At 68.7% G+C, this 13417-nt stretch carries 16 protein-coding genes; 4 read left to right on the forward strand and 12 right to left on the reverse strand.

The genetic code is table 11. From position 1 onward, the window contains the following. Window positions 1-2: 2 nt before the first annotated feature. Window positions 3-1061, reverse strand: coding sequence for an FAD-dependent monooxygenase (locus tag OHA10_RS08765; RefSeq protein WP_371405664.1), 1059 nt, complete (start codon window positions 1059-1061; stop codon window positions 3-5). Window positions 1062-1114: 53 nt separating this feature from the next. Between OHA10_RS08765 and OHA10_RS08770 the strand changes: the two genes are divergently transcribed. Further along, window positions 1115-1693: a TetR/AcrR family transcriptional regulator gene (locus tag OHA10_RS08770; protein ID WP_371405665.1), complete on the forward strand. Its 579-nt coding sequence runs from the start codon at window positions 1115-1117 to the stop codon at window positions 1691-1693. Here the strand turns inward: OHA10_RS08770 and OHA10_RS08775 are convergent. The 11 genes from OHA10_RS08775 to OHA10_RS08825 form a co-directional block, all read right to left on the reverse strand. Then, window positions 1677-2099 carry a hypothetical protein gene (locus OHA10_RS08775; RefSeq protein ID WP_371405666.1) on the reverse strand — a complete coding sequence of 141 codons (423 nt, stop codon included), beginning with the start codon at window positions 2097-2099 and terminating at the stop codon, window positions 1677-1679. The two genes, OHA10_RS08770 and OHA10_RS08775, sit on opposite strands and share 17 nt — an antisense overlap. 138 nt (window positions 2100-2237) lie before the next feature. Continuing rightward, window positions 2238-2594, reverse strand: coding sequence for a hypothetical protein (locus OHA10_RS08780; protein ID WP_371405667.1), 357 nt, complete (start codon window positions 2592-2594; stop codon window positions 2238-2240). 2 nt (window positions 2595-2596) lie between these two features. Then, window positions 2597-4564: a glycosyltransferase family 39 protein gene (locus OHA10_RS08785; RefSeq protein WP_371405668.1), complete on the reverse strand. Its 1968-nt coding sequence runs from the start codon at window positions 4562-4564 to the stop codon at window positions 2597-2599. Window position 4565: 1 nt separating this feature from the next. Then, complete coding sequence (locus OHA10_RS08790; RefSeq protein ID WP_371405669.1) at window positions 4566-5786, reverse strand: glycosyltransferase; 1221 nt, start codon at window positions 5784-5786, stop codon at window positions 4566-4568. Window positions 5787-5849: 63 nt separating this feature from the next. Next, window positions 5850-6242 (reverse strand): hypothetical protein, encoded by a 393-nt coding sequence (locus OHA10_RS08795; protein ID WP_363876106.1) that lies wholly within the window; start codon window positions 6240-6242, stop codon window positions 5850-5852. A gap of 1 nt (window position 6243) precedes the next feature. Then, window positions 6244-6600: a hypothetical protein gene (locus tag OHA10_RS08800; protein WP_371405670.1), complete on the reverse strand. Its 357-nt coding sequence runs from the start codon at window positions 6598-6600 to the stop codon at window positions 6244-6246. Between the two features lie 3 nt (window positions 6601-6603). Next, window positions 6604-8040, reverse strand: coding sequence for an adenylosuccinate lyase (purB, locus tag OHA10_RS08805; RefSeq protein ID WP_371405671.1), 1437 nt, complete (start codon window positions 8038-8040; stop codon window positions 6604-6606). 15 nt (window positions 8041-8055) lie between these two features. Continuing rightward, window positions 8056-8670: a hypothetical protein gene (locus tag OHA10_RS08810; RefSeq protein ID WP_371405672.1), complete on the reverse strand. Its 615-nt coding sequence runs from the start codon at window positions 8668-8670 to the stop codon at window positions 8056-8058. Continuing rightward, window positions 8663-9151 (reverse strand): SigE family RNA polymerase sigma factor, encoded by a 489-nt coding sequence (locus tag OHA10_RS08815; protein ID WP_130442519.1) that lies wholly within the window; start codon window positions 9149-9151, stop codon window positions 8663-8665. Before OHA10_RS08815 ends, OHA10_RS08810 begins: the two co-directional genes overlap by 8 nt. Window positions 9152-9231: 80 nt before the next feature. Then, a complete protein-coding gene (gene purD / locus OHA10_RS08820) occupies window positions 9232-10509 on the reverse strand; it encodes a phosphoribosylamine--glycine ligase (protein ID WP_371405673.1) in 1278 nt (425 codons plus the stop codon). A 58-nt stretch (window positions 10510-10567) separates the two neighbouring features. Next, window positions 10568-11275: a hypothetical protein gene (locus OHA10_RS08825; RefSeq protein WP_371405674.1), complete on the reverse strand. Its 708-nt coding sequence runs from the start codon at window positions 11273-11275 to the stop codon at window positions 10568-10570. Window positions 11276-11369: 94 nt separating this feature from the next. Here OHA10_RS08825 and OHA10_RS08830 point away from each other — a divergent pair, with 94 nt between their 5' ends. From OHA10_RS08830 to OHA10_RS08840, 3 genes are all read left to right on the forward strand, one after another. Next, a complete protein-coding gene (locus OHA10_RS08830; RefSeq protein ID WP_371405675.1) occupies window positions 11370-12230 on the forward strand; it encodes an alpha/beta fold hydrolase in 861 nt (286 codons plus the stop codon). A 21-nt stretch (window positions 12231-12251) separates the two neighbouring features. Further along, window positions 12252-12623 carry an FKBP-type peptidyl-prolyl cis-trans isomerase gene (locus OHA10_RS08835; protein WP_350865222.1) on the forward strand — a complete coding sequence of 124 codons (372 nt, stop codon included), beginning with the start codon at window positions 12252-12254 and terminating at the stop codon, window positions 12621-12623. Window positions 12624-12735: 112 nt separating this feature from the next. After that, window positions 12736-13362, forward strand: coding sequence for a hypothetical protein (locus OHA10_RS08840; protein ID WP_371405676.1), 627 nt, complete (start codon window positions 12736-12738; stop codon window positions 13360-13362). Window positions 13363-13417 lie beyond the last annotated feature (55 nt).

The raw sequence follows: 13417 nt of genomic DNA on the forward strand, positions 1-13417 counted from the left end.
GCCTACTTGCGGGCACGCAGCGCCATCACCTTGCCCCCTAGGCCGAACAGCCCGTCACGGAGCCCGCACACGATCGGATTCTCGACCTGCGCGAGCCGGCCGAGACCCCGGGACCGCTTGACCAGCTTGGTCGTCGCGGGCCGCCGTTCGGCGTCGTACGCCGTCAGCGCCTGCGTGAGCTCGCTTGCCTGCAGGTGCCGCGCCAGGGCCCCGGCGTCCTCGATCGCCGAGCACGCGCCGCGGCCGAGGTTCGGCGTCATCGCGTGGGCCGCGTCGCCGAGCAGCACGATTCGCCCCTGGACGAACGGGACCAGCGGCAGCGTCAGGTCGTAGATGTCGTTCTGCAGCACCTTGTCGCTGCCGGCGATCAGCCTCGGGATCGGGTCGTGCCAGCTCGTGAACACGGTCGGCTCACTCGTCGTGCCGGCCGGCTGGTTCGCCGTCCCGTACCAGTAGAAGCGCCCGTCGATCAGCCGCGCGAACCCGAACAGTTGCCCACGGCCCCAGGTTTCCCCACCGCCGTCGTCGAGATCCACGTCCGCGATCCCGCGGTACGCCGAGAACCCGGAGTACCGCGGCCCCTTGTACTGCGGGTACAACGCGCCCCGCACCACGCTCCGGATCCCGTCCGCGGCGACCACGAGGTCGGCGTGGAGCTCACCGTTGACCGTCACGCCGTCGCCGTCCTGCGTGACGGTCCGTACGTCGTACCCGGTCCGCACCGTGACGGCAAGGCCGAGCTCGGCCGTGATCAGCTCGTGCAACTGCGCGCGGTGGATCATCACCGGCAGCTCGACGCCGAGCTCGGTCGCAGTGACCACCCACCGGCCGTCAGGCCTGCGCATGCCGGCCGGTCTCGACTGCACCGACGCCTTCTCGACGCCCTTGACCCCGAGCTGCTCGAGCACAGCAACAGCGGATGGCCAGACCGAGATGCCGGCCCCTACCTCACCCAACTCCGGCGCACGCTCCAGCACCGTGACCTGCCAGCCGCACTGTTGCAGCGCGACAGCAGCCGTAACCCCTCCGATACCCGCCCCGACCACGATTGCCGTACTCATGAACCTGACTCTACATCTGTAGAGTTTGGTTGGGAAGTGCGAGACTGACCCGCGTGACGAAGCAGGTTCCGAAGGGTGCGGATCGCCAGGACGCGATCGCCGACGCCGCGATCCATCTCGTCGCGACGCGCGGCCTGCGCGGGCTGACCCATCGCGCCGTCGACACCGAGGCCGGCCTACCGCCGGGCTCCACGTCGTACTACCTGCGCACCCGGAACGCTCTGCTCACAGCGTGCGTGAGCCGGATGCTCGCCCGGGACGTGAGCGCGATGCCGCCGGCCGGCGCGGATCCGCTCGACCTGATGGTGGGGATGACGCTCGGGATGGCGCGCGACCGGCCGGACGATCTGGTCGCGCGGTACGAGTTGTCGTTGGAGGCGAGTCGTCAGCCCGAGTTGCGGGCGGCCATCACCGAGGGCGGGCGACAGTTGCGGGCGATGCTTGCACAGCTGCTCGACGGCCTCGGCGTACCGGAGCCGGAGGCTGCAGCGTGGCCGGTGGCCGCGATGATGGACGGGTTGATGTACGACCGGGTCGCGGGGGCGGGCGCAACGCTCTCACCAGAAGCGTTCGAGGCCGCCGTACGGCGTTCTGTCGTGGCGCTGATCGCGGGGCTCAAAGGCGATCGGTGATCGTGACGAAGGTGAAGTAGCAGACGCCGACCAGCATGCCGACGTGGCCGAGCACGGACAGGCCCGCGCCGGAACCCCACGCATCACTCTGTGTGTCCTCGGAATGCTTGCCTCCACTCGGCAACCAACGGGCCAGAAGCAACAGTCCGATGACCGTCAGCAACCACCAGCCGGCCAGCATCACCAGCGCGATCTCCCGCCGACCGGTGACGAGGGCTACGACCCAGCCGAGCAGCGTGATCACACCCACGACGGTGTGCAACCGCAGCAGGGCAGCAGAGAACCCGTGCCGACCGGCGCCGTGCGCGGTGCCGTCCACCACCGTTCCACCGAGCCGGACGCGCGTGATCAGGACGACGACCGCGCCGAGCGCGGTCAGGAACCAGGTGACGTTCGACCATTCCACGCCCCATCACTACCCCACCCGATGGGCCGGTGAACCATTCCGCGTGTCGTCTCGCGACTTGACGATCGTCCGGACAACAGCGCCCGGCGGGCCGAGTGTCCGCTCATGACCCGCCGGGCTGCCTACTTCAAGCCAGGTTCACCCGTTCTGCGTCGTCCCCGGCTGCTGCTGGGTCCCCTGCCCTGGAAGAGTTCCCTGCCCCGGCTGGAGGCCCTGACCGTTGCCCTGTCCCTGGAACCCGCGGCCGAACCCACCACCACCTGGCCCACCGAACTGGTTCTGCTGAGTGCTCGTCCCGTCCCACGAATGCCCAACCGCCATCCCACCAAGGAATGCGAGAACCGCAAGTATCGAACCAGCTCCAGCGAGAGCGACGTTGCTCGGCCGCTTCGTACTCGGAGCCGCATCCGGTGCGGGTGCGTGCGCCGCCGGCGGTTCCGGTGCCGGGCCGGGCTGGGCGGCCTTTGCTGCTTGCCATTGGGCTTCTTGCGTCATGCCTATGCTCCTGTTCCAGTGGAAAGGTCGTACACGGTGGTGTTTCCGACGGTCTGGGCGGTGAAGTTCTCCGAGACCCAGGTCGAGATCTCGTTCGAGGTCCCGCCGCGGGCGCCGAAGCCGCCACCCATCCCACCGCCACCGACGAAGTAGTGGATCTTGCCCTGGGCAACCAGTTGCTCGAACTCGGCCAGCGACGGCGCCGGATCCGTCCCGTTGAACCCGCCGATCGCCATGATCGGCTCGCCCGACGCAATCTGCAGCGGCGCGGCGCCGTTCGCAGTCACCGAAGCAGCGGCCCAGGTGTACCCCTTGGACCCGTTCTGCAACAGCGTCACCAGCTCACTCGAAACGCCGCTGGTCCCGCCGCCACCAAGGAACCCACCGACGCCTCCACCGCCGCCAGTGGTCCCCGTCTGCCCGGGAGGCGTCCCCATCCGCCCACCCGCAAACCCACCGCGTCCCCCGCCCATGCCACCCATCCCGCCTGGCCCAGCGGTCGGAATCGCTCCTGCATGCGCCGTGCTGATGGTGTCCAAGGAGTACGCCGTCGGCCCCGCCAGCGCGCTGAAAGCCAGCACCGCAGCAGCCGCAACCCCGGCCCGCCGAGCCGCCGTCCCATGCAACTTGAGCTCAGGAAGCAGGAGCACCAGCCCGGCCGCGAGCACACCGGTGATCAACACCAGCCAACGCAGCCACGGATGCCAGGTCGGAGTCCCGTTCAGCAACGCGAAGCTCCACCCGGCCGTCAGCAACGCTCCACCAGCAAGAGTTGCCCGCGGCAACCACTCGGCCCGGCGGCGCCACAGGATCGACATCGCCCCGCCGATCACCGCACCGAAGGCCGGTGCCAGCGCGATCATGTAGTACGGATGGATGATGCCCTGCATGTAGCTGAACACCAGCCCGGTGACCACGAGCCATCCGCCCCACAGCAACGCGAACGCCCGCGTCTTGTCGGTCCGCGGCGCCTTCCCCGCAGCAACGACGAGTACGACGGTCGCCAGCAACGCAGCCGGCATCAACCACGAGATCTGCGACCCGAACTCACCACCGAACAACCGCTGCAGCCCTGTCGCGCCACCCCAGCCAGGATTCCCGACACCGCCGCCGACCGATCCGGTCTCATTACCACTCAACCTGCCGAGCCCGTTGTACCCGAGTGTCAGCTCGAGAATGCTGTTGTTCGACGACCCGCCGATGTACGGCCGGGCCGACGCCGGCATCAGCTCGACGATGGCGACCCACCACCCGGCACTCACGATCAGCGACACCGTCGCCAGCACAAGATGAACCAACCGCTTACCCAGCGCCGGCTTTCCGGCCACCAGATACGCCAGCCCGAACGCCGGCAGGATCAGGAACGCCTGCAGCATCTTCGTCAGGAACCCGAATCCGACCAGCGCGCCGGCCAGGATCATCCACCGCGCCGAGTGCTTCACCGAGTCGATCGCCCGCGTCACGGCCCACGCCCCCGCGCACAGCAGCAGGATCAGCAGCGCGTCCGGATTGTTGAACCGGAACATCAGCACCGCGACCGGCGTCATCGCGAGGATCGCTCCGGCCAGCAGACCGGCGTTCGCGGAGAACCACCGCCGCACCGATACGTACACGAACCCGACGCTCGCGACGCCCATCAGCGCCTGCGGCACCAGCATGCTCCAGCTGTTGAAGCCGAAGATCCGCGCGGACAACCCCATCACCCACAGCGAGCCCGGGGTCTTGTCCACGGTGATGAAGCTCGACGAGTCGAACGACCCGAAGAACCAGGCCTTCCAGCTCGTCGACCCGGCCTGTACGGCGGCCGCGTAGTACTCGTTGGCGTACCCGTTCTTGGACAGGCCCCACAGGTACGCGATCGCGGTCAGCACCAGCAGCCCGGCGTACAGGACCTTGTCCCGGCCCAGCGTGTACTGCGTACTGATCGCGCGCGGCCTGGTCGCCTCGACGGGATCGGTCAGCGTTGTCATCTCAGTTGCTCCGGGTCTGGTCGAGAACCGCTGGGGGTTCGAAGGCGGGCAAAGTAGGCGCGTCGTCGTCGAACACCCACGTCTGGAAGAGGCTGAACCGGACCACGGTCGCGGCCAGGTTCGCGATGGTCAGCACGGTGATCTCCACCGCTTGGTGCGGAGCGGCGATTGCCGTGTGCAACAGCCAGAGCGAGGCCGCGGTCAGGCTCCAGCCGATGCCGAAGGCAACCAGGCCGCGCAGCTGATGCCGCCAGCGGCCTTCCACACCGTGTACGCCGAAGGTGATCCGGCGGTTGAGCGCGGTGTTGCCGACTGCCGTGATCAGCAGCGACAGCAGGTTCGCCACTTGGGCCGGCATGCCCTGGCGCAGCACGAGGTAGAGCAGCGCGTACGCCGCGGTGCTCAGCACGCCGACCGCGCAGAACCGCAGTACCCGTGCGGCCATCGCCGTACGAGGATCGAGGATCCGCGGGCGACCGTACTTCTGCCGGATCGGCTCGAGGTCGACGCGACTGCGCATCAGCCGAGCGATCCCCCGCAGATCCTCGCCGACCGTCTTCGCGATCGCGACCCGGGAGTCGAGGTCGTCGACCCAGTCCACCGGTACTTCGTGGATCCGCAGCCCGGCCTTCTCGGCCAGCACCAGCAGCTCGGTGTCGAAGAACCAGCTGGTGTCCTCGACCAGCGGCAGCAGTTCGTGGGCCACGTCGGCGCGGATCGCCTTGAACCCGCACTGGGCGTCCGAGAAGTGCGCGCTCAACGTTGCCCGTAGCAACAGGTTGTACGAGCGGGAGATGAACTCGCGCTTCGGCCGCCGGACCACCCGCGAGCTCTTCGCCAACCGGGTGCCGATGGCAACATCACTGTGGCCGGCCAGCAGCGGCGCCACCAGCGGGAGCAGGGCGTTCAGGTTGGTGGACAGGTCGACGTCCATGTAGGCAAGCACCTCGGCGGTGCTCGCGGACCAGACCTGCTTCAGCGCACGGCCGCGACCGGACTGCTCGAGCCGGACGATCCGGACCCCGGGCAGCTCACTCGCGAGCAGCATGCCGATCTCATATGTCGCGTCCGTACTTCCGTTGTCCGCGATGCAGACCTCGGCCGGGAACGGGAAAGCGGTGTCGAGGAACTCCCGCAACCGTCTGATGTTCGGTCCGAGGTCGTTCTCCTCGTTCTTGACGGGTACGACGATCTCGACCCGAGGAAGACCTGGTATCTGCATGTCACCGATGCTGTCCGGTGAAGCTGTGCCGGCCCCTGCGTGTGGCTGGCAGTTTCCTGGCAGTTACCGAGTGCGACGCAACCAGAGCAGTCCGAGTACCGGCAGCACCACCGGCACGAACCCGTACCCCTGCCCGAAGTGCGACCACACGGTCGCGTCCGGGAAGTCGTCCGGTACCGCGTAGCTGAACGCACCGATCGCGAGTACGCCGATCAGCTCGATCACGATCGCAGTCGTGGCGACCTTGCGGGACACCTTCGTTGCCTTGGCCAACGCGAAGGTCGCCGCGCAGTAGATGATCGCGGCAACGGCCGACAGCAGGTAGGCGATCGGGGCGTCGCTGAACTTCGTCGCGATCTGTACGCCGGCGCGTGCGGTCGCGGCCAGCGCGAACACGCCGTACACCGCGATCAGGATCCGGCCGGGCCCGTGCTTGGTCGCCGCGGGATCGGTCATGTCAGGCCGTCCACAGGTCGTGCAGCCGGAGCTCGAGGATCGGGATCACCACGCAGGCGACGGCCAGCGCGCCCGCGCCCCAGCGGCTGCTCTCCGCCAGCGCCCAGAACGCGCCGATCGGCAGGATGATCAGCGAGCCGATCAGGTACCCGATGAAGAACGGGCCGGAGACGTCCCGGTCGGTCCCGCTCAGCTGCACGATGCCGACGACCAACTGCGCCAGCAGCGCGACCTCGATGACCCCGAGCACGCCGAGCAGGGTCCAGTTGATCCGCTTGTCACGCGCCGCGAGTACGACGGCGAAGACTGCCGCGGCGAGCGACAGCGCAACCAGGAACCAGGTGAGCGGTGCGAACACGGGTTAGAGGATGTCACCCGGGGTGTAGGCGGCGGCCTCCGGGTGGCGCTTCGCGAGGTCGTCGATCTTCGCGACGACCACTCCGACCTGGTCGACGGCCGCGCCGGTGAACGTCAGCGGCTCGCCGACGATACCGACGATCTGCTCCTCGGTGAGGCCGAGCCGGCCGTCGGCGCCGAGGCGGTGGAACAGGTCGTTGCCCGCCAGACCCTTCCGCAGGTCGAGTGCGGTCGCGACCGCGTGCTCCTTGATCACCTCGTGCGCGGTCTCCCGGCCGACACCGTTCTTCACCGCGGCCATCAGCACCTTGGTCGTGGTCAGGAACGGCAGGTACCGCTCGAGTTCGCGCGACACGACGGCCGGGTACACCCCGAACTCGTCCAGGACGGTCAGGAACGTCTCGAACAGTCCGTCCAGCGCGAAGAACGCGTCCGGCAGCGCGACCCGCCGTACCACGGAGCAGAAGACGTCGCCCTCGTTCCACTGGTTGCCGGCCAGCTCGCCCGCCATCGAGGCGTAGCCGCGGAGGATGACGGCCAGACCGTTGACCCGCTCGCAGGACCGGGTGTTCATCTTGTGCGGCATCGCCGAGGAACCGACCTGGCCCTCCTTGAAGCCTTCGGTGACCAGCTCGTGCCCGGCCATCAGCCGGATCGTCGTCGCCAGGCTGGACGGCCCGGCGGCCAGCTGGACCAGCCCGGACACGACCTCGTAGTCGAGCGACCGCGGGTACACCTGGCCGACGCTGGTGAGCGTGTGGCTGAAGCCCAGGTGCTGCGCGATCGTGCTCTCCAGCGTGGCGAGCTTCGCCGCGTCACCGCCGAACAGGTCGAGCATGTCCTGCGACGTACCGACCGGGCCCTTGATGCCGCGCAGCGGATACCGCTCGATCAGCTCCTCGATCCGCGCGATCGCGACCAGCAGCTCGTCCGCGGCCGACGCGAACCGCTTGCCCAGCGTCGTCGCCTGCGCGGCGACGTTGTGGGAGCGGCCGGTCAGCACCAGCGACGCGTGCTCGGCCGCCTTCTGACCGAGCTGTACGGCGGTTGCCACCGCGCGGTCCCGGACCAGCTCGAGACCGGCGCGGATCTGGAGTTGCTCGACGTTCTCGGTCAGGTCACGACTCGTCATCCCCTTGTGGATGTGTTCGTGCCCGGCGAGCGCGCTGAACTCCTCGATCCGCGCCTTCACGTCGTGACGGGTGACCCGCTCCCGGGCCGCGATCGACGCCAGGTCGACCTGGTCGATCACCCGCTCGTAGTCCTCGACGACCCCGTCCGGAACCTCGACCCCGAGCTCCTTCTGGGCCTTCAGCACCGCGACCCAGAGCTTCCGCTCGAGCACGATCTTGTGCTCCGGTGACCACAGCTCAGCCATCGACAGACTGGCGTAGCGCGCGGCGAGAACGTTGGGGATCAGGGGCTTGGTCACGAGCCCCATTCTCCCAGACGGCTCCTACTTGACCGTCACCAGACCACAGAGCTTGGCGCCGGACAGCGTGCACACCTGGTACGAACCGGCGGCGAGGCCCTTCGGCAGGGCCAGGGTGTACGGCCCAGCGCTGGTGTACTGCGGGATCGCGATCCCGGACTCACCCGGGTTCACCTTCATCGAGTACGGCGTGGTCGCGTCGCCCGGCACCTTGGCCACCAGGGTGTAGAGCGGCACGTCCGGCTTGGCCGCCGATGCGAGCGTGAAGGTCACGTGGCGGACCTGCTTGTCCGGGAACGAGGCGACGACCTGGCCACCGGCGACCAGCGCCTTCGCCGAGGTCAGCGTCAGCGGACCGGCCTTCTCGACCGGCGCCGGGTTCGGCTGCACGGACACCTCGGGCGGCGCGACCAGGTTGGTCGGCACCGGGCTGTCGGCCACGGGCGCGTCGTGCGCCGGCCGGAGCGTGGGGACGACCGCGACGGCGCCGACCACGGCGGCCGCGCCGAGCACGGTCAGGCCGGCGGTCAGGCGGCGCTTGCGGGAACGGGCCGCGGTCAGGACGGAGTCGAAGTCACCGGCGGACTCGGCGGCCTTGCGGTCCGCCAGGGCCTGCAGATCCTCCTGCAGATCAGGCATGGTCGTCACTCCTCAACAGCAATGAATCGGACAGGGCGTCCCGGGCGCGGGACAGGCGCGACTTGACCGTGCCTTCCGCGATCCCGAGCGTGTCCGCCACCTGAGCCACGCTCAGGTCACAGACGTAATGGAGGACGACGACCTGCCGGGTCGGCATCGGCAGGCCGGCGAGAGCCTGCTCGAGATCACCGGCGTACCTGTCGGCGGGGTCCGGGACGTGTTCCGCCGGCAGCCGGTGGAACAGTTGCGTGAACCGGTTGCCGTCACGGTGCCGGTTCGCGGCGAGCCGTACGGCGACCAGGCGCACCCAGGCCTCCGGAGAGTCGTACCGCGAGACCTTCTGCCACCGGGGCACCAGCCGGACGAACGCCTCCTGGACGATGTCTTCCGCCTCGGCCCGCGACCCGGTCAGCAGCGAGATCACCCCGACCAGCCGTGGCTGGTGCGCGCGGTAGAACTCCCGCAGCCCCTCCGTCTCCATAACCACCTACACCCCCGACCCATCGATCCGGTTCCCTCGAGCGTATGACTTTCTCACAGGCGAGGGGGTGCGAGGAGTCGTCAGACGGTGATCTCGCCGCGTTCGGCCTTGAGGGCGATGTCGGTGCGGTGCTGGGAGCCCTTGATCCGGATCTGACCGACGGCGGCATACGCGCGTTGGCGGGCCTCGGCCAGGTCCTTGCCGACGGCGCTGACCGCCAGGACACGGCCGCCGGACGTGACGAGCTCCTCGTCCTCGATCGCCGTACCGGCCTGGAAGACCCGTACGTCGTCGGTCTCGGCCTGCTCGACGCCCGCGATCGGGTCGCCCTTGCGCGGGCTGGACGGGTACTTCTTCGCGGCGACGACCACCGCGACCGAGGCGGCGTCGCGCCAGCTCAGCTCGCCCTGGTCGGCCAGCTTGCCGGTGGCGGCTGCGAGCAGCAGGCCGCCGAGCGGCGTCTTCAGCATCGGCAGCAGCGCCTGCGTCTCCGGGTCGCCGAAGCGGCAGTTGAACTCGATCACGCGGACACCACGCGAGGTCAGCGCGAGACCGGCGTACAGCAGGCCGCTGAACGGCGTACCGCGGTGGCGGAGCTCGTCGATCGTCGGCTGCAGGACCTTTTCGGTGATCTCGGCAACCAAGTCGTCCGGTGCCCAGGGCAACGGTGTGTACGCGCCCATGCCGCCGGTGTTGGGGCCTTCGTCGTTGTCGGCGAGGCGCTTGAAGTCCTGCGCCGGCTGCATCGGCAGCACGGTCGTGCCGTCGGTGATCGCGAACAGCGAGACCTCGGGGCCGTCCAGGAACTCCTCGATCAGCACCTGGCCGCACTGGGCCGCGTGCGCGAGCGCCTCCTCGCGGTCCGAGGTGACGACAACGCCCTTACCCGCGGCGAGTCCGTCGTCCTTCACGACGTACGGCGGACCGAACGCGTCGATCGCGGTCGCGGCCTCCTCCGGCGTCGTGCACACGTACGCACGCCCGGTCGGCACACTCGCGGTGGCCATCACGTCCTTCGCGAACGCCTTCGAGCCCTCGATCTGCGCGGCCTCGCGGGACGGACCGAACACCGGGATTCCGGCGTCCCGCAACGGGTCGGCCAGCCCCGCGACGAGCGGCGCCTCCGGACCGACGACAACCAGGTCGGCACCGAGCTCCTGCGCCAGCGCGACAACCGCGTCGTGATCCTCGATGTCCACAGAACGGCAAACGATCGTTTGCCCGTCGTACGCCGGACGCAACACAGCGATGCCGGGGTTGCCCGGGGCCGCCACGACCTGCTCGACCTCGGGGTCCTGGGCCAGCGCCCAGGCCAGTGCGTGTTCGCGGCCACCGGAGCCGATCACCAAGACCTTCACAGGCGCTCAGCCTAGCGTGTGATCCGCAGTACTCCGACCGGCAGCGTCAGTAGTGCCATCAGTAGTGCCAGTAGTAACGGCCGTCGGCGTTCCAGGTGAGGGGGACGGTGGTGCGGTTGGTGAAGGCCATGCCCAGGCCTTTGGCCAGCTCGACGGTGCGGGTCAGTTGCAGGGAGTACGGGTGCTGGTTGTCGTCCCACCACTGTTCGTACTGGGTTATGCAGGTCTGGGACTTGTAGAACGGGTTGCTGCAGGGATGGGGTGGGAGCCACTTCTGTAGGTGGCGGAAGGTGACTGTGGTGGAGCCGTTGGGGGGCTTGATGGTGCCGGTGGCGTCCAGGCAGTAGCCGGTGGTGGGGATGGTCCATCGGACGTAGTGCTGGCGGCCGCCGGCGGACGGGATCGGCTGCAGGTTGTTGCAGTTGGCGTCGCCCAGCTTTTCGCTGGTGACACGTTGGACCTGGGTCAGCGGGCGGCCGGCGCCGTCGTTGTAGCCGTCCAGGAGAACCCATTCGCCGTCGTGGATGAAGTGCTCGGCGGACTTCGGAGGCCAGGCCTTGGGGTCACCCCAGGAGATGTCGGACTCGGTGGCGCTCAGCGGCGTCCAGGCCCATTGGCCGGCCGCCGTCCCACCCGCGAAGTACTGGCCGGCTGCCTTCTCGAACATCAACGAGTACTGCCCGTAGGTCTCGGCCGGCGCCGCCACTGCGACAACCGACGTCAGGACCGCTGCCAGGCCGGACAACACAGCAAGCCTCGTGATCACAGAGTGCGACAATAGTGCACCTCGAGTTCCTGTTCCGTGCAGCCGGAGCGGTCTAGGCTCACCACCACGAGACCGACCGCAGAGGAGCTGTGCGATGCCAGAGCCTGTGACCCAGACGCTCGACGTGCCCGGAGCCACGCTGACGTACCACGTTCGCGGTGACCTCGCGAATCGGCCCGTGCTACTGATGATCGGCTCGCCGATGGGTGCAAGCGGATTCCCGACCCTGGCCTCACATTTCGCCGATCGCACCGTCGTCACATACGACCCGCGCGGCGTCGAGCGGAGCGTCCGCGCCGGTGAGATCACCGAGCTTTCCCCGGACGACCACGCCGCCGACCTCGCCGCGCTCATCGAGCAGCTCGACGTCGGCCCGGTCGACATCTTCGCCAGCAGCGGCGGCGCGGTGAATGCGCTCGCTCTCACGGCGAAGCGTCCCGACCTGGTCAACACGCTGGTCGCCCACGAGCCCCCGCTGGCCGCGATCCTCCCCGACAGCGAGAACGCCCTGGCCGTGGTCGCCGACATGTACGCGACGTACCAGCGCGACGGCATGGGCGCCGGCATGGCAAAGTTCATCGCCTTCGTCGGGTACGACGGCGAGGTCCCCGCCGACTACACGCAGCAACCCGCGCCGGACCCGGCGATGTTCGGTCTCCCCACCGAGGACGACGGCTCCCGCAACGACGCCCTCCTCGGCCAGAACCTTCGCGGCTGTACGTCGTACCAGCCCGACTTCGACGCTCTGAGCAAGGCGAAGGAGCGGATCGTCATCGGTGTCGGCGAGGAGTCGGGCAATCAGATGGCGGCCCGCGGCGGGAAGGCTGCGGCAGCGCGGCTCGGCCTGGAGCCGGTCACGTTCCCCAGCGGCCACGGTGGCTTCCTCGGCAACGAGTACGGCCAGCCCGGCAAGCCGGAGGAGTTCGCGGCCACCCTGCGCCAGATCCTCGGCTGATCATCTGGTTAGCTGGAATGTATGACTGAGAAGCCAGAGATCGACTTTCCGGACGGGCCGCCGCCGGCGGATCTCGAGATCACCGACATCACCGTTGGCGACGGCGACGAGGCGAAGGCCGGTTCGCGGGTCAATGTGCACTACGTGGGCGTGGCCCACTCCACCGGCGAGGAGTTCGACGCGTCGTACAACCGCGGCGCCCCGCTGGCGTTCCAGCTCGGCGTCGGCCAGGTCATCCAGGGCTGGGACACCGGCGTCCAGGGCATGAAGGTCGGCGGCCGGCGCAAGCTGGTCATCCCACCGCACCTGGGGTACGGCGACCGCGGCGCCGGCAACGCGATCAAGCCGGGCGAGACCCTGATCTTCGTCGTGGACCTGATCAGCGTCAGCTGAACCGAGCGCTGTCCGGAACCCCCGCGTCTCCGTCACAATGACGGAGACCGCGGGGGTTCTTCGCGTAGTTGTACTCATCCGCCTCGCCCAGCGGCCCGATTGACTGGGAGGCATGACGACGATGGCTGTGACCACGGTCCCCGGGACGCGGACGAACTGGCTGCGCTACACCGCAGTGGCCGCAAAGGTACTGCTGTTCGCATTGTTGCTCTCGGCCCTGATCTGGCCGGACCTGAGCGGGATCAAGGGCAAGGCGTCGACCGCCCGCCTGGTCGTCTACCCGATCGGCGCGATGGTGCTCCCGCTGTGGTGGTGGGCCTACGGGCGCACGCGCAGCAAACTCCACCGCACGTTCCCGTGGCCTGCGGATCTGTTGATGACGCTGCCGTGGTTGATCGACCTGATCGGCAACCGGCTCAACCTGTTCGACACCGTCGACTGGTGGGACGACGCGATGCACTTCGTCCTCTGGGGCTTCCTCACCGCCGGGGTGCTGCTCGCTTTCGCGCCGCGCGGCCTGTCGCGAGGCCTCACCGCCTTCGTGGCCCTCGGTTTCGGCGCCACCGCTGCGGTTGTGTGGGAGCTGGGCGAGTACGTCGCGTTCGTCCGCAACTCCCCCGAACTACAGACGGCGTACACCGACACCCTCGGCGACCTGGCCCTCGGCACGCTGGGCGCTCTGCTGGCCGGACTGATCGTCTACCAGCTGCGTCGATCCCCCTCTACTTCCAACGTATAGCGGCTCAGGGGACTTGCCGCAAGCCCCGGTTCGGCTCGCAGAATGGTGGGCCGAT

This window comes from Kribbella sp. NBC_00662 (assembly GCF_041430295.1).
Taxonomy (GTDB): Bacteria; Actinomycetota; Actinomycetes; order Propionibacteriales; family Kribbellaceae; genus Kribbella.